Source organism: Pseudomonas sp. ICMP 561, assembly GCF_002699985.1.
GTDB lineage: Bacteria > Pseudomonadota > Gammaproteobacteria > Pseudomonadales > Pseudomonadaceae > Aquipseudomonas > Aquipseudomonas quasicaspiana.
On the sequence record NZ_LKBT01000023.1, the window covers coordinates 87870 to 106763 of the forward strand.

Below are 18894 nucleotides of genomic sequence, written 5' to 3' on the forward strand. Positions count from 1 at the left end.
ACAGTGATGCTGTTGGAGCGAGGCTTGCCCGCGAACCGGGCGACTCGGTAAGTCAGACACACCGCATTATCGTTCTTCGCGGGCAAGCCTCGCTCCAACAGAACCGCTGTTAGTTCAATTTGTAGTTAGTCCCTGAGATTCTTTCCATGTCTACCGTGAAACCTGAAATCGTCATCACCTACTGCACGCAATGCCAGTGGCTATTGCGCGCAGCATGGCTGGCTCAGGAGTTGCTCAGTACCTTTTCCGATGACCTGGGCAAGGTCTCACTGCAACCCGGGACTGGCGGTGTATTCATCATCACCTGTGACGGCGTGCAGTTATGGGAGCGAAAGGCCGATGGTGGATTCCCCGAGGCAAAGGTACTCAAGCAGCGGGTTCGTGATCAGATTGATCCTCAGCGTAACCTGGGGCACAACGACAAGACCACGCAGGGTCAGTGAGTCGTGGCTGCCTGAGGTTTTGTTTTACTGCTCATCAAGCCTGAAACCACAATGGCGATGATGATCAGTGCACCGCCCAGCAGCATGCTCAGGGTGGGAACTTCGGCAAATAGCAGCCAGGCGAAGGTGATGCCGTAAACCGGCTCCATCGCAAAAACCACCGCTGCAGTCCGCGCCTTGATCACTCCCAGACTGGCCACGAAAAGGCTGTGAGCCAGGCCGGTGCAGAACACGCCCAGTAGACCTATCCACAGCCAGTCCAGCGCAGGAACACTGCCCAGTTCAGGCGCGGCCATCGGCAGCAGGCAAGCTGCAACGATCAGATTCTGATACAGCGCAGCCTGCACCGGCGGGACGTTTTTCGAGCTGACGCGATTGACCAGCGAAAGCAACGAAAAAGTCAGTCCGGAAAAAACTGCCCATAACAGACCGCTGGTGGCCTCGCTGGCCAGATTGAATTCGGGTGTAACCAACACCAGTCCAACACTGACCAGCATCACCAGAATGATTTCATTGCTACGGATGCGTTCACGGAACAGCAGCCCTTCGAGTATCACCGTGAAGGCCGGGAAGCTGGCAAAGCCCAACGTGGCGACGGCGACGCCGGCAACTTTCACCGCGATGAAAAAACTCACCCAGTGCGCGGCCAACAACACGCCTGCAAGTAACAGGCGCGCCCAATCGGCGCGCTGCAAGGTTTTCCATGCAGTATTGCTGGCAAAGCGGGCGAAGAACGCCAGGGCTATAACGGCGAAGATTCCGCGACCGAAGACAATGACGGAAGGTGATGCGCTGGCCAGTTTGCCGAAGACGCCAGTCAGGCCAAACATCAATGCGCCGATATGCAAGGCGCCCAAGGCGGAGCGGGGAGTCATGCTGATCCTTATTGCACGGTAATGTAGGAGCTGCCGAAGGCTGCGATTGGGGTTCATGAGGACGAACGCATCAATCATCGGGTTGGAACCTGTATCCCGGTAGGAGCCAACTTGTTGGCGAGGCGGTATATCTGACTTTGGAGGTCCATCGTCTCGCCAACAAGTTGACTCCTGCAACCACCCCTCTGTGCCAATCGAAAGCAGTCTACCAGCGCCCGCCCTGAAGCATTCAGTCCAACTATTCCTGTGCATTGTCATGACATTGCCACAACCCGGTCACATTCGATTAACCGGCACCGGGCACTCTCATGCAAACCCAGCAGGAGATGGTTCATGACCAGTGCTCAGCTTGCCAAACCCAGCCGTAAGCAACGCGTTCGCACTTTGTGGATTTCCGATGTGCATTTGGGCACGCGGGATTGCCAGGCGGAACACCTGACCCACTTCCTCAAAGGCTATCAGGCTGACAAGGTCTATCTGGTCGGCGATATCATCGACGGCTGGAAGCTGCGGGGCGGCATGTATTGGCCACAGGCTCACACAAATGTGATCCGCCGCTTGCTGACCATGAGCAAACGCGGCACCGAGGTGATCTATGTCACCGGCAACCACGATGAGTTTTTGCGCCGCTATTCGAAACTGATTCTGGGCAATATCCATCTGGTGGATGAAGCCGAGCATGTCACTGCTGACGGGCGTCGTTTTCTGGTTATCCACGGCGACCAGTTTGACGTAATTACCCGCTATCACCGCTGGCTGGCGTTTCTGGGCGACTCGGCCTATGAATTCACCCTGACACTCAACCGCTGGCTGAACCACTGGCGGGCGAAGTATGGCTACGGTTACTGGTCTTTATCGGCTTATCTAAAGCACAAGGTGAAGACTGCCGTCAGTTTCATCAGTGACTTTGAAGAAGCCATCGCCCATGAGTGCGTCAAGCGCGGCCTGGATGGCGTGGTATGTGGGCATATCCACCATGCCGAGATGCGCAGGGTCGGTGGAGTGGAATACCTGAACTGCGGTGACTGGGTCGAATCCTGTACGGCGTTGATCGAGCATCTGGACGGCACTATTGAGCTGTTTCGGCTCGCGGATGCTCATCTCAAGCACAAGGAACCGCTTGCTGAGGAAGCGCTTGAGGCCAGCGAACCGGTGGTCTAGAACGGTACCTTGCCCGTCAGCATGTCTCGGTACATCACAAAATCGCCCAGCAGACTGTAAAGCGGATGCTTGAACGTGGCAGGGCGGTTTTTCTCGAAGAAGAAATGGCCAACCCAGGCGAAGCCATATCCCGCCAGCGGCACGAGCCAGATCAGGCTCCAACTGCCGCTGCCAATCACAAACGCCAGCAGGAAAATAACCAGACTGGTGCCCACGAAGTGCAGACGACGGCAGGCGCTGTCGCGGTGTTCCTGCAGATAGTAAGGGTAGAAATCGGCGAAGCGGATAAACGACTTGGTGGTTTCCATGGCTGGAGTTCCTGATCGTTGGCGCTATTGGGTTTAATGTCAGCTGGCTTTGCGTCAGTTGACATTAAACGCCATTACGATCAGTGACGCCAGAATGCCGGAATGCACAGCACCAGCACGGTAATGATCTCAAGACGTCCCAGCAGCATGCCTCCTGACAGAATCCACTTCGCCGCGTCTGGCAGGGTGGCGAAGTTACCTGCCGGGCCGATGGTCTCACCCAGGCCAGGACCTACGCCGGACACGGTACTTGCAGCGCCGGTCAGTGCCGTCATCCAGTCGAGCCCCAGCAGCGACAGCAACAGGGCGATGCCGCAGATCGTGATGGTGAAGAAGAACGAGAACGTCAGGATCGAACGGACGATTTCGTCGTCCAGGCGGTGGCCGTTATACGTCTGCTTGAGCACTGCACGCGGGTGGATCAACTGATTGAGGTTGGCCTTGAGCAGAATGTAGGCTACCTGAAAGCGGAATATTTTCACGCCGCCAGCGGTGGAGCCGGAGCAGCCACCGATAAAGCCCAGGTAGAAAAAAAACATCAGCGCGAAGTTGCCCCACAGGCTGTAATCGCCGAGGGCGAAACCGGTGGTGGTTACGACGGATGTCACGTTCAGGGCCACGTGACGGAGTGCGTCGTACCATGGCAGATCAGTGGTCGCCCAGTACCACGCGCCCAGTACAAGCCAGGTAACCAGCAACAAACCCAACAGCCCGCGAACCTGTTCATCACGAAACAGGGCGCCGCGGTTACCCCGCAGGGTTGCCACATACAAGGTGAACGGCAGGCTACCGAGGATCATCACCACAATGGCGACCCAATGCACGGCAGGTTCCGGCCATTTGGCCAGGGAAAGGTCAGAGGTTGAAAACCCGCCGGTCGAGATAGCCGACATGGCGTGGTTGATCGCATCGAACAGGCTCATGCCCGCGGCCCAGAAGGCCAGGCTGCCCAGCGCGGTAATACTGACGTAGGCCAGTACGATAAACTTGGCCACCATGTGCGAGCGGGGCATGACCTTTTCCGAGCGGTCGGAAGATTCGGTCTGGAACAGGCGCATGCCACCGATACGCAGCAGGGGCAGAATGGCTACCGCCATGCCGATAAAGCCGATCCCGCCCAGCCAGTGAAGCATCGAGCGCCAGATGAGGATGCCCGGCGACATGGTGTCCAGGCCGCTGAGCACGGTAGAACCGGTCGCGGTAATGCCGGACATGCTTTCAAAGAACGAGTCTGTGTAACTGATGTGCTGGGTGAGCAGAAACGGCAGGGCGGCGAACACGCAGACGACGATCCAGCTGGATACCGTCAGCAAGTACATGTCTCGCGGACGCAGATGCACGTGTTCCGGTCGTCCCGGAGTAATCAACGCAAGACCGGCCATGAACGTCAGCAGACTGGCCCACAGGAAAGATCGCAGGTCTTCAAAGCGATCGTAGATCACCAGGGTCACCATGGGCACGACCATGGCGATGGCCAGGGTGATCAGGAATATGCCGATAATGAAACCGATGATGCGAAGGGTCGGCAACGCCATGCAGTCACTCTGACTAGTTCGGGGAAAGGCGCCATTCTACCTGCGGCCCACGGCAAGTAAACCGTGGCCTGTACGCCGCAGTGTGTAAGTAATTGCCTCGGCAGTTCGTTATCCGGGTGCACAGGCTCTAGAATGGCCCATCATTTTTCAAGGAGGTAGCCCATGGAGGCGCTCGACGTATTGCTCAATCGTGTCTCGGTCCCGCGATTGATCGACCCGGCCCCGGATGCAGCCCAGCGCGAAATACTGTTCAGTGCCGCCATGCGCGCGCCGGATCACGGCCAGCTGCGGCCATTCCGTTTTATCACCGTGGAAGGCGCAGCCCGTGAGCGTATGGGGGACTTGCTTGCCCAGGCGCTGCAGGCCAGCGGATCGGAAGTGACCCCGCAAGCATTGGACAAGGCACGTCTTGGCCCATTACGCGCGCCGCTGGTGGTGGTTGTCGTTGCCCGCCTGCAGGATCACTACAAGGTGCCGAAGGCTGAGCAACTGATTACTGCGGGCTGTGCGGCCCATAGCGTTTTGCTGGCGTCCTACGCGCTGGGCGTCGGGGCGGTGTGGCGTACCGGCGAGTTGTCGTATTCGCCACTCGTCGCCAAAGGTTTCGGCCTGGCGGATGATGAGGAAGTGATCGCCTTCCTGTATCTGGGCACGCCACAGAACCCGCCACGGGTTGCTGCGAAAGTGGATGTGGTAGATTTTGTGAGTGAGTGGCAGGGCTGAGTGCTTTAAGCAATCGTTAGCGTTTCTGATGATTTTTTTTGCGCGTTCAAATCGCCATCGCGGGCAAGCGCGCTCCTACAGTTAGAACGCGGTTTGTGACTGTAGGAGCGCGCTTGCCCGCGATGGCGTCATTGGGTTTTGGAGAACACGATCTAAACCCCCGAACCCGCTGGCTCCGCTGGCAAATCAATAATCGCCAGAAATCCGCCTTCGGGATGATTACCCAGAATCAATTCCCCGCCATGACGTTGCGCGGCACGACGAGCAATTGCCAGCCCCAGGCCGTGACCCGGTGCGGCCTGGCCGGGGGCTCGGTAAAACGGCTCGCCCAGTTGCGTCAGGTGCTCAGCCGCTACGCCTGGCCCCTGATCGCGCACACTCAATTGCAGCCGGTCGCCGACCCGTTTTGCCTGAATGTCTATCGGCTTGCCGGCCGGATTGAAGCGCAATGCGTTACGCAACAGATTGTCAGTGGCCCGCTCAATCATGTCAGGCCACCCCTGTAGAGACAGATTGGGCTCAACGCTCACGGCGATTTGCTGATCGTCACCGTCCAGATTTGCATCGTTCTTGAGGCGCAGAAGCAACGCGTTGAGATCAATAGGCTCAGCGCTGCTCAGTTGCGCATCAAGGCGTGCCAGAGCGAGGATTTCGCTGATCAGCGCTTCCAGACGATCACATTCGCGGCTGAGGCGTGGCCAGAGCTTTTCCCGTTCGGCCGGTTCCGCCCGTTCTGCCAGCGCCAGTGCGATACGCAAACGGGCCAGTGGCGAGCGCAATTCATGGGACACATCGCGCAGCAGCTGGCGCTGACTGCCGATCAGACTCTGCAGCCGCGCGCCCATGCGATTGAAGTCAGTGGCCAGCACGCCGAATTCATCCCGGCGATTCGCCAGTTGCGCGAGGCTGTTTTGTTGATAAGTGGTTTGCCCAAGATCATGCACCGCGCCGCGCAAACGGCTGAGGGGGCGAGTGATGGACAAGGTCACCAGCAGGCTGAACAAGGTCAGCACCACCAGGGCAATACCCAGCGCGCTGAGCGGCCACATCAGGCTGTCGCGGTGCCACGCATCCAGCTCCGGGTGAGGGATGCGATAGATGAACAGGTAGGTTTCGCCGGTTTTTTCGCTGGTGTATTCCGTCGTCAGGCGACGCCACGGAAGCGGTCCTGGATTATCGCCCTGACGGGCTTCAAGTGCCGCAGCACGAGGTGAGAGAGTACCCCGCACCACCGGATCGCCACTGTCGTTGAGGACCTGAACATCTATGTGTTTTTTGCGTTTGAGGCTTTGCAGGTAGTCCTGTGCGGCATCCGCACCCTGGTTTTCATACTGCTCGGTCCATGTCTGCGGCAGATGACTCAGCAGCGGGTGACGGCTGAGGATCCACGCGTCTTGATTAAGCATGTGGCCGAGCAGGATCGACAGCCCTGCAACCAGGGCAATGGCCAGCCAGAAGCTAGCCAGAATTCGCCAGAACAATGAACGCACGGGACAACCTCAAATAGGAAAACCCGGCACGCTTGGGGAGTGCCGGGTTCAGGTGTATCAGTAGCTTACTGGGCTTACTGGGCTTTTTGCGCTTTTTGCGCCTTCCACGCTTCGAATTCAGCGCGTTCGGCCATTTTTGCTGCGCGCTCTTTCTGCATTTCGTCGAATTCCTTCTGCTGGTCAGGCTTGAGCAGCGCACGGATATCGCTATCGGTTTTGGTGCGCTTGGCGTCCAGTTCGTCTTTCATGGCTTTCTGGTCAGCGGGCGACAGCTTGGCCAGATACTTTTCAGTGATGTCCTTGCGGTCGTGCATTCGCTCGCCCATCAGTTTGCCAATCTGTTGGCGCTGTTCGGGGGTCAGGTCCAGCTTGCCGAAGGGGCCGCGATCATGGTGCATGCCAGCACGTGGACCGTCAGGGCCTGGACCGAAACCAGGGCCATCGCCAGGTGCAGCCATTGCAACGGTAGGCAGGGCAGCAGCGAACATCAAAGCGATCAGAGTCTTGCGCATGGTGTATCTCCTTGTCTCGAATCCGGCTCGTTGCCGGTTGAGGCCAGTTTAGGGAGATCAAGGTCAAGAGCGGTCAGGCTACTGTAAAGCCTTGGTAAAGAGGGAGGGGAGCAGTTATCAGTTTCAAGCTACAAGCTTCAAGAGGTACAGCTCATGTGCTCCATGCTCTTCTTGCAGCTTGCAGCTTGCAGCTTGGTCGTCAGACCGCGTAGTAATAACCCCGGCTACGCAACGCCACTATTCGCGGACGGCCGTCAGGATGCGGGCCGATTTTCTTGCGCAGGTTACTCACGTGCATGTCCAGGCTACGGTCATAAAGGGTCAGTTTGCGCCCCAGCGCCAGTTGCGCCAGTTCCTGCTTGTCCAGTGGTTCACCCGGTTGGCGCAGCAACGCTTCGAGCAAACGGCTTTCCGACATGGTAAGGACCAGTTCCTGATCGTTGATGATCGCCACACCGCGCACGGGGCTGAAACTCAGGTCGCCGAGTTCAAGCTGGGTCGACACGGCCGTCGGATGGCTGCGACGCAGCACGGCGCGCAGGCGAGCGGTCAGTTCGCGAGGGTCGCAGGGTTTGGCCAGGTAATCATCCGCGCCCAGTTCCAGGCCCAGAATCCGATCCAGCGGCTCACCACGGGCCGAGAGCATCAATACCGGCAGATCAGGGTGATCGTTGCGCAATTGCTTGAGTAATTCCAGGCCGCTGCCGTCCGGAAGCATGACGTCCAGAACCACCGCCGCTGGCGCGGATTCGGCGAGGGCGCGACGGGCACTTTGGCCGTCATGGCAGGCACGAACCAGAAAACCTTCCTGGCTCAACCAGCTACTCAGAAGCTCACACAGCTCCTGATCATCATCAATAAGTAACAGCTCGCTCATGTCTCACTCAATTTAGCCACTGTCGACGCTGCTTACGTCCACCGCGGGCAAAGATACCGCACAGGAGGGCTATCAGCGCAACACCCCCTCCGGTGACGAACCATTGTTGCTGTTCACTCAGGATACGTTGCGGTTCAGCCGATTGTGCTTCTTTGAGCTGCAACTTGAGCCTTTGGTTCTCTTGACGCAGACGAGTGAGCTGGGCGCTCTCGCGGGCGGCGTCGGCGTTCTGTACCTGTTTGAGAAGATCTTCGCGCTGGCGCTCACTTTCCTTGAGACGCTGTTGGAGATCACTGATCTGAGCAGCAGTGGTCGGCAGCGGCAACGCATAGGAGTTACCCGAACCACTTGTTTCCTCGGCCTGGGCCGCCGTGGCACCCATTACCAATACAGCAATCAGCAGACATGCCCGCATCTGAACTCCTGTTTCCGCGTCCGTGTTTTCGACGACCGCATTTCTGGGCGGCAGTATTTTTATAGAACATTCAGCAGGTTGTCGGCAGGGCGTTGAGAATGATTAGCGTCAGAGGGGGAGAATCTGTAATCGCTGCCCTGGGCTGGCAGCGATTACGACACGATGCAGGCGGGAATGCTTAAGGCAGCACTTTCTTGAAAGGCTTCACGACGACATTGGCGTACACGCCAGCTATTACGAAAGGATCCGCCTCGGCCCAGCTTTTTGCCGCGCTCAGGGATTCGAACTCGGCAACGATCAGGCTACCGGAGAAGCCTGCTGCGCCAGGGTCGTTGCTGTCCACCGCCGGGTTGGGGCCTGCCAGAATCAGACGGCCTTCATCTTTGAGCGCATTGAGGCGATCCAGATGGGCAGGACGTACGCTCAGGCGTTTTTCCAGGGAGTTTTCGACGTCTGTGGCAATGATTGCGTAGAGCATGTCAGTCCTCGGTTTTTGTCGTTGGCGGCGGGGAGGCCGGGTCTTGCATGTGTTTGGCAAGGTACAGGCCCTGAGCGATCAGGAACACCAGGGTCATGCCCAGGCTGCCGAATACTTTGAAGTCCACCCAGAATTCCTGATAAGTGAACGCCACATAAAGGTTGGCCGCACCGCAGAACAGGAAGAAGATGATCCAGGCGATGTTCAGTCTGGTCCAGATTGGCTTCGGCAGACTCAGCGCGTGACCCATGATGCGCTGGATCAACGGGCGGTCGCCGATGAAGTGGCTACCGGCAAATGCCAGCGCGAACAGCCAGTTCACCACCGGGGCTTTCCATTTGAGAAAAGTCTCGCTGTGGAAGGCCAGGGTCAGGCTACCGAACACCAGACAGGCAACCAGTGTCAGCCACTGGCTTTTTTCCAGCTTGCCCTGTTTGAAAAACAGAATGCCGTAGACCACCACCGAACTGATGATCAACATGGCGGTCGCACTGAAAATACCGCCCAGCGTGTAAGTGTTGCCGAGGATTTCGACAGCACGAGGCTCTATTTTGTAGACGATGAAAAACAGCAGCAGCGGGATGAAGTCGATGAATTGTTTCACAATGGCAGCCAGAAGCAGGATGTGACGGCATAATAACAAACATCAATGACAGCGAAAGCGCTACCTATGAATGTTGACTTGCACTGCCACAGCACCGCCTCCGATGGCGCACTTGCGCCTACGGCTCTGGTTGCCCGTGCTTACGAGAATGGCGTGCGCGTCCTTTCCCTGACGGATCACGACACCCTCGAAGGCCTGGAAGAAGCCCGTACTGCGGCGCTTTCACTGGGTATGCAACTGGTAAACGGGGTTGAGCTTTCCTGCACCTGGGGCGGTGCGACCATCCATATTCTGGGCTACGGCTTTGCGATGGATGCACCGGCTCTGGTGGCGGCTATTGCTCGTTTGCATGACGGCCGCTGGTTGCGGGCCGAAGAAATCAGTCGCAAATTGGCGATCAAAGGTATGCCCGGGGCGCTGGAAGGTGCTCGGGCCATCCAGCAGGAGCTCGGCGACAGCGGCAATGCACCGGCTCGTCCGCACTTCGCGGACTTCATGGTGCGCGCCGGTTTCGTCAAGGACCGCGCCGAGGCTTTTCGTAAATGGCTGGGAGCGGGCAAACTGGGCGATGTGAAACAACATTGGCCTACGCTGGAAGAAACCGTCGGCACCTTGCGGGAATCCGGGGCCTGGGTCAGTCTTGCGCACCCCGTGCATTATGATTTCACCCGTAGTAAGCGTCGTAAGCTGGTCGCCGCGTTTATTGAAGCGGGCGGTCATGCGATTGAAGTAGTCAATGGCCTGCAACCTGCCGAACAGGTTGGAACCCTGGCCATTCTGGCGCGTGAATTTGGCCTGCTGGTGTCTGCCGGCAGTGACTTCCATGCTCCTGGTGGCTGGTCCGAGATAGGCACCTATCGTCCTGTGCCCGAAGACCTGCCGCCCCTTTGGTCCCGGTTCAAACATGATCAGTCTACTGCTGCCTTCTGAACAGGAAGATACCGTGAGTCAATTTTTCCAGGTCCACCCGGAGAACCCGCAAGCGCGCCTGATCAAACAGGCCGTGGAAATTATCAAAGCGGGCGGTTTGGTGATCTATCCCACTGATTCGTCATACGCATTGGGCTGCCAGCTCGGCGATAAAAGCGCCATCGAGCGCATTCGCCGTCTTCGGCAACTGGACGACAAGCACAACTTCACGTTGATGTGCTGTGATCTGTCCCAGCTGGGGCTGTTCGCGAAAGTCGATACCGGTGCCTTTCGGGCGCTCAAGGCCCATACGCCGGGCCCGTACACGTTCATCCTCAACGCCACCCGCGAAGTGCCGAGGCTGATTCTGCACCCGAAGCGCCGGACCATCGGCCTGCGGGTACCGAAGCACCCCATCGCTCAGGCGTTGCTGGAAGAGCTGGGCGAGCCGCTGATGAGTGTCAGCCTGATCCTGCCGGGGGAAAGCGTGCCGATGAGCGATCCTTATGAAATGCGCCAGACCCTTGAGCGTCAGGTCGATCTGATCATCGATGGCGGCATGGGCGGTATTTCTGCCTCGACAGTGATCAATCTGACCGGTGACGAGCCTGAAGTGGTCCGTGTCGGTTGCGGCGACCCTTCACCTTTCGGTGTCGAGGTTTAATGACCAGCGTAGAAGCCGTCGACAGTCAGGCCGACGCTCAGCAGGAACTGCCGTTCGCCATGGTCTACGGCCAGGCGGTCACGCAGATGCCGATGGATCTGTACATTCCGCCGGATGCGCTGGAAGTCTTTCTGGAGGCGTTCGAAGGGCCGCTGGACTTGCTGCTGTACCTGATCCGCAAGCAAAACATCGACATCCTTGATATCCCGGTGGCCGAAATCACCAAGCAGTACATGGGCTACGTCGAGCTGATGAAGACGGTGCGCCTGGAACTGGCTGCCGAATATCTGGTGATGGCCGCCATGCTGGCCGAGATCAAGTCGCGCATGCTGCTGCCGCGTTCTGCCGAGGCCGAGCAGGAGGAAGACGATCCGCGCGCCGAGCTGATCCGTCGTCTGCAAGAGTACGAGCGTTTCAAGGTGGCCGCCGAAGGTATCGACCAGTTGAACCGTGTCGGTCGTGACGTCGTCGTGCCCAAACTTGATGCGCCTGAAGCGCGGGCCCGCAAGCTGTTGCCGGAAGTCAGCCTCGAAGAGTTATTGATGTCCATGGCTGAGGTTTTGCGCCGTGGCGACATGTTTGAAAGCCACCAGGTCAGCCGCGAAGCCCTGTCCACCCGTGAGCGCATGAGTGATGTGCTGGAACGACTCAAAGGTGGCGGCTTTGTGCCGTTTGCCGAGCTGTTTACTGCCGAAGAGGGGCGCCTGGGTGTCGTCGTGACTTTTATGGCCGTTCTGGAACTGGTCAAGGAGTCACTGGTGGAGTTGGTACAGAACGAACCGTTTGCAGTCATCCATGTGCGGGCGCGAGCCGAATAAGAGCTGATCAATGAATCTCAACGAACCCCGCGAGCTGGCTCCGCTGCTCGAAGCTTTTCTGTTGGCCTCGGGTAAGCCGCAATCGCTGGAGCGTCTCTACGAGTTGTTCGAAGAGGGCGAGCGCCCTGAGCCGCCGGTGTTCAAGAAAGCCCTGCAATTGCTGGGCAAATCCTGCGAGGGCAGGGCTTTCGAGCTCAAGGAAGTGGCTTCCGGTTATCGCCTGCAGATTCGCGAAAAGTTTTCCCCTTGGGTCGGTCGTCTCTGGGAAGAGCGTCCGCAGCGCTATTCCCGGGCCATGCTGGAAACCATGGCGTTGATTGCCTACCGCCAGCCGATCACTCGGGGGGAAATCGAGGATGTGCGCGGCGTGGCAGTCAACAGCCATATTGTGAAGACTCTGCTGGAGCGCGAGTGGATCAGGGTGGTCGGTTATCGCGAAGTCCCGGGCAAGCCTGCGATGTTTGCCACCACCAAGGCGTTTCTTGATCACTTCAACCTGAAAAATCTCGACGACCTGCCGCCGCTGGCTGATCTGCGTGAGCTGGAGCCGGACCCGGTTCTGGATTTTGAAGACGCTCCGGTGCCCGCGCATCTGCAAGCTCTTGCGGACGCCAGCGCCGATCCTGACGCCGAGCCCGAGCCGCCGAGGGACGAAACCAGCTTCCGCAGCTTATTGGTCGAACTCGACTCGATGGAGCAGGGTCTGAAGATCGACTTTGATGATTTGCTGCCGGATGAAAAGACCGAGGACGCTACCGATCCCGATTGAAAGCAGATCTGTTGGAGCGAGGCTTGCCCGCGAATCGATCGCCTCGGTCTAACCGGTAAACCGCATTATCGTTTTTCGCGGGCAAGCCTCGCTCCAACAGGGCACGACTCATGAGCGACACCAAGAAACCCTGCATCAGCCTTTGTAAATTCGACGCCGATATCTGCATCGGCTGTGGCCGCAGCAAGAAAGAAATCAAGGCCTGGAAGAAGATGGACAAGGACGAGCGCCGTGACGTGCTGAAAGAAGCTGCCGTTCGCATGAAGGCTTTTAAAGGTGCCGGTCGGCGGAAAAAGAAGTAAGGCGCAAATTTTCGTCTAGCGTCTAATGCGCAAAGCGTTATGTGAGCGTATCATTCGCGACCTTTTGGCGATTCTGCTCGTGATGAGTTTAGCGCCAGAAGTTTTTCAGTATTACGCCTCGTGGCTATCCACAGCCCAGGCAACAGGTTGCGCCGGTCCTCGGCGTCCCCTGAATCGACACACCGGGAGGTGCCCAGATGAGTGAACAAGACAAGCAGGACAGCCAGGAAATCGGACCCGCAGGCGAAAAGCTGCAGAAGGTTCTGGCACGTATTGGCGTAGGCTCGCGTCGCGACGTTGAAGCCTGGATCAGCCAGGGCCGTATCAAGGTCAATGGCAAGGACGCGACCCTCGGTCAACGCGTCGATCTGCACGATGCGATTACCGTTGACGGCCGCGTCATCAAACGCGAAGAGGCCGCCGAAACGGTGCGCCGCGTCATCATGTACAACAAACCGGACGGTGAAATCTGTACCCGTGACGACCCTGAAGGTCGCCCGACGGTGTTCGATCGCCTGCCGCGTCCAAAAGAAGGCCGCTGGGTCAACATCGGTCGTCTGGACATCAACACCACCGGTCTGCTGATGTTCACCACCGATGGTGAACTGGCCAACCGCCTGATGCACCCGTCCTTCGAAATGGACCGTGAATACGCTGTGCGTGTACGTGGCGAAGTGGACGATGACATGATCGCGCGGCTCAAGGCTGGCGTTGTTCTTGAAGACGGTCCGGCTCGTTTCACCGACATCCAGCAAGCGCCGGGCGGTGAAGGCTTCAACCACTGGTATCACTGCGTGGTGATGGAAGGCCGTAACCGTGAAGTACGTCGTCTCTGGGAATCCCAGGGCCTGGTGGTCAGCCGTCTGAAGCGTGTGCGCTACGGACCTGTGTTCCTCAATTCCGACCTGCCGATGGGTCGCTGGCGCGAAATGAGTCAGTACGAGGTGGACATCCTCAGCGCTGAAGTGGGCCTCACGCCCGTGGCTCAGCCGCAGATGAACGCCAAGACCAAGGACAAGATGGAGCGCTTGCAGCGTCAGTCGTCTCGTCCATTGGGCAAAGGCGAGCGCGTGCGCACCCTGCGTCCGGCCAAGGACGGTGCTCCGACTGGCGAGCGTGCTCCACGTCAGCCGCAAGTGACCGGCAGTGACCGTGATCGCGCCCAGCGTCCAGCCGCACCGCGTACGGATTCCGGCCGTGGTCAGCGCAACGACCCTAACAAGTCGGCGCCACGCACGCCACGTCCAGCCAATGGTCGCAGTGATACTCGCAACGACAACAGCCGTGGCACGCCAGTGGCTGAGCGTCCAAGTGACATGAACAAGCGTCCGGCCAAGCCGTCGCCGAAACGTCCGGGTATCACCCTGGTCGATGACGCGCCGTCCGGCAAACGCCGTGGTCCGGCATCGGGTTCGGGTCAGCGCCCGGGTTTCGGTCGTCGCAAGCCGCAGTAAACCTCAGCAGTCAGAAGAAACGCCCCTCGCAAGACGGGCGTTTTTTTTCGCCCCCGACATATGCCGCCTAAGACCTTGTGACACTTGATCCCGACGTATTCACCTGGCTGAGCTAAGCCGTAAAGGGACCTTCGACGTTATCGGGATGAGCTTCTTATGCGCACAGGGATGTTCGCGCTGGCCTTGGGTTTGTTGGCTTTACGCTTTTTACCGGCATTGCCGCCGGTCTGGGTGTTGTTGTGCATGCCGGTGCTGGCTTTGATGCTGTTGCCCTTTCGCACGTACCCCTTGGCTTTCTTTTTAGTTGGATTCACCTGGGCATGCGTTTCGGCTCAATGGGCACTGGATGATCGTCTTTCACCACGGCTGGACGGCCAGACCGTGTGGTTACAAGGGAAGGTCGTCGGTTTGCCTGCCGTTGCCGAAGGCGTAGTGCGCTTTGAGCTGGAAGACCTGCAATCTCGACGCTTTAAATTGCCGGAGCGCATGCGGGTGGCCTGGTATGGCGGCCCGGAAATCCGCAGTGGCGAGCGCTGGCGTCTCGCGGTCAAGCTCAAGCGCCCCGGCGGATTGGCCAATCCACATGCTTTTGATTACGAGGCCTGGCTGCTGGCCCAGCGTATTGGCGCTACAGGCACAGTTGCCGATGGACAGCAGCTGGTATCTGCCCGTTCAGGCTGGCGGGATCTGATACGCCAGCGTTTGCTGGCGGTTGATGCGCAGGGGCGCGAAGGTGGTCTGGCCGCACTGGTTCTGGGTGATGGCTCGGGACTCAGCGCGGTCGACTGGCAGATACTGCAAGACACCGGGACTGTGCATCTTCTGGTTATTTCCGGGCAGCACGTGGGCTTGCTGGCGGGTGTGATGTACGCGCTGATCGCTGGCCTGGCACGTTGGGGATTATGGCCGCGCGCGCTGCCTTGGTTGCCATGGGCGTGCGGACTGGCGTTCATTGCTGCGCTGGGGTACGGCTTGCTCGCGGGCTTTGAAGTGCCGGTACGCCGGGCGTGCGTGATGGTCGGCATGGTCTTGCTTTGGCGGTTGCGTTTTCGGCATCTAGGGGCTGTCTTGCCGCTGCTGCTGTCGCTGAATGCCGTGCTGGTGTTCGAGCCGTTGGCCAGTTTGCAGCCGGGTTTCTGGCTGTCCTTTATCGCTGTCGCAATCCTGATTCTGATATTTGGCGGGCGGCTGGGTGCCTGGAGTTGGCTGCAAAGCTGGACCCGCGCCCAGTGGTTGATCGCCATTGGTTTGTTGCCGGTGTTGCTGGCGCTGAATCTGCCCATCAGTTTGAGTGGTCCGTTTGCCAATCTTGTCGCGGTACCTTGGGTGAGTTTTCTGATCCTCCCGCCAGCGCTGCTTGGAACCTTGCTGCTGCCGGTTCCTTATCTGGGTGAAGGGCTGTTGTGGCTGGCGGGTGGTGCGCTGGAGTGGTTGTTCAGGTTTCTCGGATGGGTCGCCGAGTGGCTGCCTGCCTGGGTGCCGACTGCCATGCCGCTATGGGCCTGGGTGTTGAGTCTGCTGGGCGGTGTGTTGTTGCTGTTGCCCAGCGGCGTGCCGTTGCGAGGGCTGGGTTGGCCGATGTTGCTGCTTTGCGTGTTCCCGCCCTTGAAAGACGTGCCTCATGGTCAAGTCGACGTCCTGCATCTGGATGTCGGCCAAGGCTTGGCGATCCTCTTGCGCACCCGGCATCACGCGCTGCTGTACGACGCCGGGCCGCGCTTTGGTGAGTTTGATATAGGTCAACGGGTGGTGTTGCCCGCCATCCGCAAGAGCGGCGTGCGCCAGCTTGATGTGATGCTGATCAGCCATGCCGACGCCGACCATGCCGGTGGTGCGCAGGCGGTTCATCAAGGCTTGCCGGTCAAGCGGGTGCTGGGGGGCGAGCTGGAAAGGCTGCCGCCGTCGCTGAAAGCGCAACTCTGCGTCAATGACGAACGCTGGGAGTGGGACGGTGTGGTGTTTTCAACCTGGCGCTGGAGTGATGCCCGAGAGGGGAATCAGGCTTCGTGTGTGTTAATGGTCGATGCCCGGGGCGAACGTTTGTTGCTGACAGGGGATATTGATGCCGAAGCCGAACAGGCCCTGATCGACACTGGTCTTGATGTACGTGCCAACTGGTTGCAAGCGCCGCACCACGGCAGCCGAACCTCCTCCTCGAAAAGCTTTCTGCGTGCGGTCGCTCCTGATGGTGTGTTGATCTCCCGAGGGCGCAATAATGCCTTCGGGCACCCGCATCCGCTGGTCATGGCGCGCTATCAATGGTTCGGTATTCCCACCTGGGACAGCGCCGACCTGGGGGCCATCAGCCTGCAACTCGGTACGTTCGACAAACCCCGTTCACAGCGGGCCGAGAGGCGATTCTGGCGTGACTGACGCAAGGATATCGATCGCAGGCTTCGGTGAGTCGCCGACCCTATGTTAGAGTGGCGCCAATTTTTCGAGGGAGTCGTCACTGTGTGGGAACTGGTCAAATCTGGCGGCTGGATGATGCTGCCGATCATTCTGAGTTCCATTGCTGCGGTCGGCATTATCATCGAGCGCCTCTGGACCCTTCGTGCTAGCCGCATTACCCCGCCGCATCTGGTAGGGCAAGTCTGGCAATGGATTCAGGACAAGAAACTCGACAAGGAAAAACTCAAGCAACTGCGTGCAGATTCCCCTCTGGGTGAAATCCTTGCTGCAGGCCTGGCCAATTCACGGCATGGCCGCGAAATCATGAAAGAGTGCATTGAAGAGGCCGCCGCACGGGTCATTCATGATCTGGAGCGCTACCTCAGTGCGCTTGGCTCCATCGCTGCCATGGCCCCTTTGCTGGGCCTGCTGGGTACGGTGTTGGGCATGATCGACATCTTTGGTTCGTTCAACGCCACCGGCAATACAGCCAATGCCTCGGTACTGGCTGGCGGTATTTCCAAAGCGCTGATCTGTACGGCGTCGGGCCTGATCGTCGCGATTCCGGCGATCTTCTTCCACCGTTACCTGCAAAGCCGGGTCGACGAGCTGGTGGTCGGCATGGAACAGGAAGCCATCAAGCTGGTGGAAGTGGTGCAGGGCGATCGCGAAGTCGACCTGAACGATCCGAAAATTGACCTCAAGTCGCAGGCCCGGGGCGAGGGTCGTAAAAAGTGAAGTTTCGTCGTCGCAAGGCCAGAGAGAACATCGACATCAACCTCGTATCGTTGATCGATGTGGTGTTCATTCTGCTGCTGTTCTTCATCGTGACCACTACCTTCACTCGCGAAACCCAGTTGCGCGTCGACCTGCCGCAAGCGGTGACCGGCGCTCCGGAAACCGATGCCGATCTCAAGCATCTGGACATCACCATCAACGCTGACGGCGTCTTTTCGGTGAACAACCAGTTGCTACCAAAAAACGACCTGCAGACCCTGATCGATGCGCTTCAGCGTGAATCTGCCGGTGATACCAGTCTGCCGCTGTCGATCAGTGCCGATGGTAAAACCCCGCATCAGTCGGTGATCACCGCCATGGACGCTGCAGGCAAGCTGGGTTTCAGCCACCTGCGCATGACCACGGTCGAAGCTGCACCCGCTAACTGATGGCCTTTTCTGATCGTTTGCTCGACGCCTGGTACAAAGGCCATCCGGCGCTGACGCTGTTGCGTCCGCTGGAGAGCCTTTATCGGCGAGTCGTGCAGGGCAGGCGTGAGCGTTTTCTGGCGGGGCAGGGCGAGATATACAAGGCGCCTGTGCCTGTCGTGGTCGTGGGTAATATCACTATTGGCGGCACCGGCAAGACCCCGCTGATCCTGTGGATGATCGAACACTGTCACCGCCGCGGCTTGCGGGTCGGCGTGGTCAGCCGTGGTTACGGTGCCAAACCGCCGAGCCTGCCGTGGCGCGTGACCGCAGAGCAAAGCGCTGCAGAGGCGGGGGATGAACCCCTGCTGATCGTGCAGCGCAGCGGCGTACCGTTGATGATTGATCCGGATCGCAGTCGTGCGGTGCAAGCACTGCTCGACAGTGAGCCGCTGGACCTGATTCTTTCCGATGACGGCTTGCAGCATTATCGGCTGGCGCGGGATCTTGAGCTGGTGCTGATCGATGCTGCCCGTGGGCTGGGTAACCGACGATGTCTGCCCGCTGGTCCGCTGCGCGAACCTGTGGAACGTCTCCAGAGCGTCGATGCCTTGCTCTACAACGGAGCCAGTGCTGATCGGAACGATGGCTATGCCTTTCAGCTGCAACCGTCGGCGCTGGTCAATCTGCGCAGCGGCGAGCGCCAGGCGCTGGACTTCTTCCCAGCCGGGCAGGCGATTCACGCCGTGGCCGGTATCGGTAATCCCCAGCGTTTCTTCAATACCCTTGAAGGGCTACACTGGCGACCGGTCACCCACGCGTTTGCCGACCATGCTGTTTTCAGTGCTCAGGCGCTGACCTTTTCCCCGGCGCTGCCTGTTGTCATGACCGAGAAGGATGCCGTGAAATGCCGGTCCTTCGCGGCGGACGACTGGTGGTACCTGGCTGTGGATGCCGTGCCATCGGATGCTTTTGTCAGCTGGTTCGATTCGCAGTTGTTACGTCTTTTGCCATGATTCGC

Annotated in this window: 22 protein-coding genes; 13 read left to right on the top strand and 9 right to left on the bottom strand. The window is 58.8% G+C overall.

The window, feature by feature from the left end:
* Positions 1 to 146: 146 nt before the first annotated feature.
* Positions 147 to 443, top strand: coding sequence for a SelT/SelW/SelH family protein (locus tag AO242_RS16645; RefSeq protein WP_099269598.1), 297 nt, complete (start codon positions 147 to 149; stop codon positions 441 to 443).
* Here AO242_RS16645 and AO242_RS16650 read toward each other — a convergent pair.
* Positions 437 to 1318 (bottom strand): DMT family transporter, encoded by an 882-nt coding sequence (locus AO242_RS16650; protein ID WP_099269599.1) that lies wholly within the window; start codon positions 1316 to 1318, stop codon positions 437 to 439. The two genes, AO242_RS16645 and AO242_RS16650, sit on opposite strands and share 7 nt — an antisense overlap.
* 333 nt (positions 1319 to 1651) lie before the next feature.
* Between AO242_RS16650 and AO242_RS16655 the strand changes: the two genes are divergently transcribed.
* The gene (locus AO242_RS16655) at positions 1652 to 2479 is read left to right on the top strand and encodes a UDP-2,3-diacylglucosamine diphosphatase (protein WP_027900050.1); all 828 of its coding nucleotides are present in this window, start codon (positions 1652 to 1654) and stop codon (positions 2477 to 2479) included.
* Here the strand turns inward: AO242_RS16655 and AO242_RS16660 are convergent.
* Positions 2476 to 2787, bottom strand: coding sequence for a DUF962 domain-containing protein (locus AO242_RS16660; protein ID WP_099269600.1), 312 nt, complete (start codon positions 2785 to 2787; stop codon positions 2476 to 2478). The two genes, AO242_RS16655 and AO242_RS16660, sit on opposite strands and share 4 nt — an antisense overlap.
* A gap of 80 nt (positions 2788 to 2867) precedes the next feature.
* A complete protein-coding gene (locus tag AO242_RS16665) occupies positions 2868 to 4322 on the bottom strand; it encodes a TrkH family potassium uptake protein (protein ID WP_027900048.1) in 1455 nt (484 codons plus the stop codon).
* A gap of 162 nt (positions 4323 to 4484) precedes the next feature.
* On the opposite strand from AO242_RS16665, the gene AO242_RS16670 reads away from it, so the two are divergent.
* Complete coding sequence (locus tag AO242_RS16670; RefSeq protein WP_027900047.1) at positions 4485 to 5045, top strand: nitroreductase family protein; 561 nt, start codon at positions 4485 to 4487, stop codon at positions 5043 to 5045.
* 152 nt (positions 5046 to 5197) lie between these two features.
* Here AO242_RS16670 and AO242_RS16675 read toward each other — a convergent pair whose 3' ends face one another.
* The 6 genes from AO242_RS16675 to AO242_RS16700 all read right to left on the bottom strand — a co-directional run bounded on the left by AO242_RS16675 (position 5198) and on the right by AO242_RS16700 (position 9421).
* The gene (locus AO242_RS16675) at positions 5198 to 6535 is read right to left on the bottom strand and encodes a sensor histidine kinase (RefSeq protein ID WP_099269601.1); all 1338 of its coding nucleotides are present in this window, start codon (positions 6533 to 6535) and stop codon (positions 5198 to 5200) included.
* Positions 6536 to 6609: 74 nt separating this feature from the next.
* On the bottom strand, positions 6610 to 7047 hold the full coding sequence (locus AO242_RS16680; RefSeq protein ID WP_027900045.1) for an LTXXQ domain protein: 438 nt from the start codon (positions 7045 to 7047) through the stop codon (positions 6610 to 6612).
* A 199-nt stretch (positions 7048 to 7246) separates the two neighbouring features.
* Positions 7247 to 7924 carry a response regulator transcription factor gene (locus AO242_RS16685; RefSeq protein WP_099269602.1) on the bottom strand — a complete coding sequence of 226 codons (678 nt, stop codon included), beginning with the start codon at positions 7922 to 7924 and terminating at the stop codon, positions 7247 to 7249.
* A 7-nt stretch (positions 7925 to 7931) separates the two neighbouring features.
* On the bottom strand, positions 7932 to 8339 hold the full coding sequence (locus AO242_RS16690; protein WP_027898171.1) for a translation initiation factor 2: 408 nt from the start codon (positions 8337 to 8339) through the stop codon (positions 7932 to 7934).
* Positions 8340 to 8517: 178 nt separating this feature from the next.
* Positions 8518 to 8817, bottom strand: coding sequence for a YciI family protein (locus AO242_RS16695; RefSeq protein ID WP_099269603.1), 300 nt, complete (start codon positions 8815 to 8817; stop codon positions 8518 to 8520).
* A 1-nt stretch (position 8818) separates the two neighbouring features.
* The gene (locus tag AO242_RS16700; protein ID WP_027898169.1) at positions 8819 to 9421 is read right to left on the bottom strand and encodes a septation protein A; all 603 of its coding nucleotides are present in this window, start codon (positions 9419 to 9421) and stop codon (positions 8819 to 8821) included.
* 66 nt (positions 9422 to 9487) lie between these two features.
* Here AO242_RS16700 and AO242_RS16705 point away from each other — a divergent pair, with 66 nt between their 5' ends.
* The 10 genes from AO242_RS16705 to lpxK all read left to right on the top strand — a co-directional run bounded on the left by AO242_RS16705 (position 9488) and on the right by lpxK (position 18889).
* On the top strand, positions 9488 to 10351 hold the full coding sequence (locus AO242_RS16705) for a PHP domain-containing protein (protein WP_027898168.1): 864 nt from the start codon (positions 9488 to 9490) through the stop codon (positions 10349 to 10351).
* 13 nt (positions 10352 to 10364) lie between these two features.
* Positions 10365 to 10994: an L-threonylcarbamoyladenylate synthase gene (locus tag AO242_RS16710; RefSeq protein ID WP_027898167.1), complete on the top strand. Its 630-nt coding sequence runs from the start codon at positions 10365 to 10367 to the stop codon at positions 10992 to 10994.
* A 119-nt stretch (positions 10995 to 11113) separates the two neighbouring features.
* The gene (locus AO242_RS16715; RefSeq protein ID WP_176560658.1) at positions 11114 to 11812 is read left to right on the top strand and encodes a segregation and condensation protein A; all 699 of its coding nucleotides are present in this window, start codon (positions 11114 to 11116) and stop codon (positions 11810 to 11812) included.
* Between the two features lie 10 nt (positions 11813 to 11822).
* Positions 11823 to 12581 (top strand): SMC-Scp complex subunit ScpB, encoded by a 759-nt coding sequence (gene scpB / locus AO242_RS16720; RefSeq protein ID WP_099269604.1) that lies wholly within the window; start codon positions 11823 to 11825, stop codon positions 12579 to 12581.
* A 110-nt stretch (positions 12582 to 12691) separates the two neighbouring features.
* Complete coding sequence (locus AO242_RS16725) at positions 12692 to 12883, top strand: DUF1289 domain-containing protein (RefSeq protein WP_099269605.1); 192 nt, start codon at positions 12692 to 12694, stop codon at positions 12881 to 12883.
* 197 nt (positions 12884 to 13080) lie between these two features.
* Positions 13081 to 14337, top strand: coding sequence for a 23S rRNA pseudouridine(2605) synthase RluB (rluB, locus tag AO242_RS16730; RefSeq protein ID WP_099269606.1), 1257 nt, complete (start codon positions 13081 to 13083; stop codon positions 14335 to 14337).
* Between the two features lie 156 nt (positions 14338 to 14493).
* Positions 14494 to 16710 carry a DNA internalization-related competence protein ComEC/Rec2 gene (locus AO242_RS16735; RefSeq protein WP_099269607.1) on the top strand — a complete coding sequence of 739 codons (2217 nt, stop codon included), beginning with the start codon at positions 14494 to 14496 and terminating at the stop codon, positions 16708 to 16710.
* 81 nt (positions 16711 to 16791) lie between these two features.
* Positions 16792 to 17466: a MotA/TolQ/ExbB proton channel family protein gene (locus AO242_RS16740; protein WP_027898764.1), complete on the top strand. Its 675-nt coding sequence runs from the start codon at positions 16792 to 16794 to the stop codon at positions 17464 to 17466.
* Positions 17463 to 17894, top strand: a complete 432-nt coding sequence (locus AO242_RS16745; protein ID WP_027898763.1) for an ExbD/TolR family protein — start codon at positions 17463 to 17465, stop codon at positions 17892 to 17894. Before AO242_RS16740 ends, AO242_RS16745 begins: the two co-directional genes overlap by 4 nt.
* Positions 17894 to 18889: a tetraacyldisaccharide 4'-kinase gene (gene lpxK / locus AO242_RS16750; RefSeq protein WP_099269608.1), complete on the top strand. Its 996-nt coding sequence runs from the start codon at positions 17894 to 17896 to the stop codon at positions 18887 to 18889. The genes AO242_RS16745 and lpxK overlap by 1 nt, the downstream gene beginning before the upstream one ends.
* Positions 18890 to 18894: the final 5 nt, after the last annotated feature.

Coding starts and splice junctions, on each gene's coding strand:
- AO242_RS16670 (WP_027900047.1), top strand. CDS start 4,485: ATGGAGGCGCTCGACGTATTGCTCAATCGTGTCTCGGTCCCGCGATTG.
- AO242_RS16695 (WP_099269603.1), bottom strand. CDS start 8,817: ATGCTCTACGCAATCATTGCCACAGACGTCGAAAACTCCCTGGAAAAA.
- AO242_RS16650 (WP_099269599.1), bottom strand. CDS start 1,318: ATGACTCCCCGCTCCGCCTTGGGCGCCTTGCATATCGGCGCATTGATG.
- AO242_RS16705 (WP_027898168.1), top strand. CDS start 9,488: ATGAATGTTGACTTGCACTGCCACAGCACCGCCTCCGATGGCGCACTT.
- AO242_RS16680 (WP_027900045.1), bottom strand. CDS start 7,047: ATGCGCAAGACTCTGATCGCTTTGATGTTCGCTGCTGCCCTGCCTACC.
- AO242_RS16690 (WP_027898171.1), bottom strand. CDS start 8,339: ATGCGGGCATGTCTGCTGATTGCTGTATTGGTAATGGGTGCCACGGCG.
- AO242_RS16735 (WP_099269607.1), top strand. CDS start 14,494: ATGCGCACAGGGATGTTCGCGCTGGCCTTGGGTTTGTTGGCTTTACGC.
- AO242_RS16685 (WP_099269602.1), bottom strand. CDS start 7,924: ATGAGCGAGCTGTTACTTATTGATGATGATCAGGAGCTGTGTGAGCTT.
- AO242_RS16665 (WP_027900048.1), bottom strand. CDS start 4,322: ATGGCGTTGCCGACCCTTCGCATCATCGGTTTCATTATCGGCATATTC.
- AO242_RS16645 (WP_099269598.1), top strand. CDS start 147: ATGTCTACCGTGAAACCTGAAATCGTCATCACCTACTGCACGCAATGC.
- AO242_RS16725 (WP_099269605.1), top strand. CDS start 12,692: ATGAGCGACACCAAGAAACCCTGCATCAGCCTTTGTAAATTCGACGCC.
- lpxK (WP_099269608.1), top strand. CDS start 17,894: ATGGCCTTTTCTGATCGTTTGCTCGACGCCTGGTACAAAGGCCATCCG.
- AO242_RS16655 (WP_027900050.1), top strand. CDS start 1,652: ATGACCAGTGCTCAGCTTGCCAAACCCAGCCGTAAGCAACGCGTTCGC.
- scpB (WP_099269604.1), top strand. CDS start 11,823: ATGAATCTCAACGAACCCCGCGAGCTGGCTCCGCTGCTCGAAGCTTTT.
- rluB (WP_099269606.1), top strand. CDS start 13,081: ATGAGTGAACAAGACAAGCAGGACAGCCAGGAAATCGGACCCGCAGGC.
- AO242_RS16660 (WP_099269600.1), bottom strand. CDS start 2,787: ATGGAAACCACCAAGTCGTTTATCCGCTTCGCCGATTTCTACCCTTAC.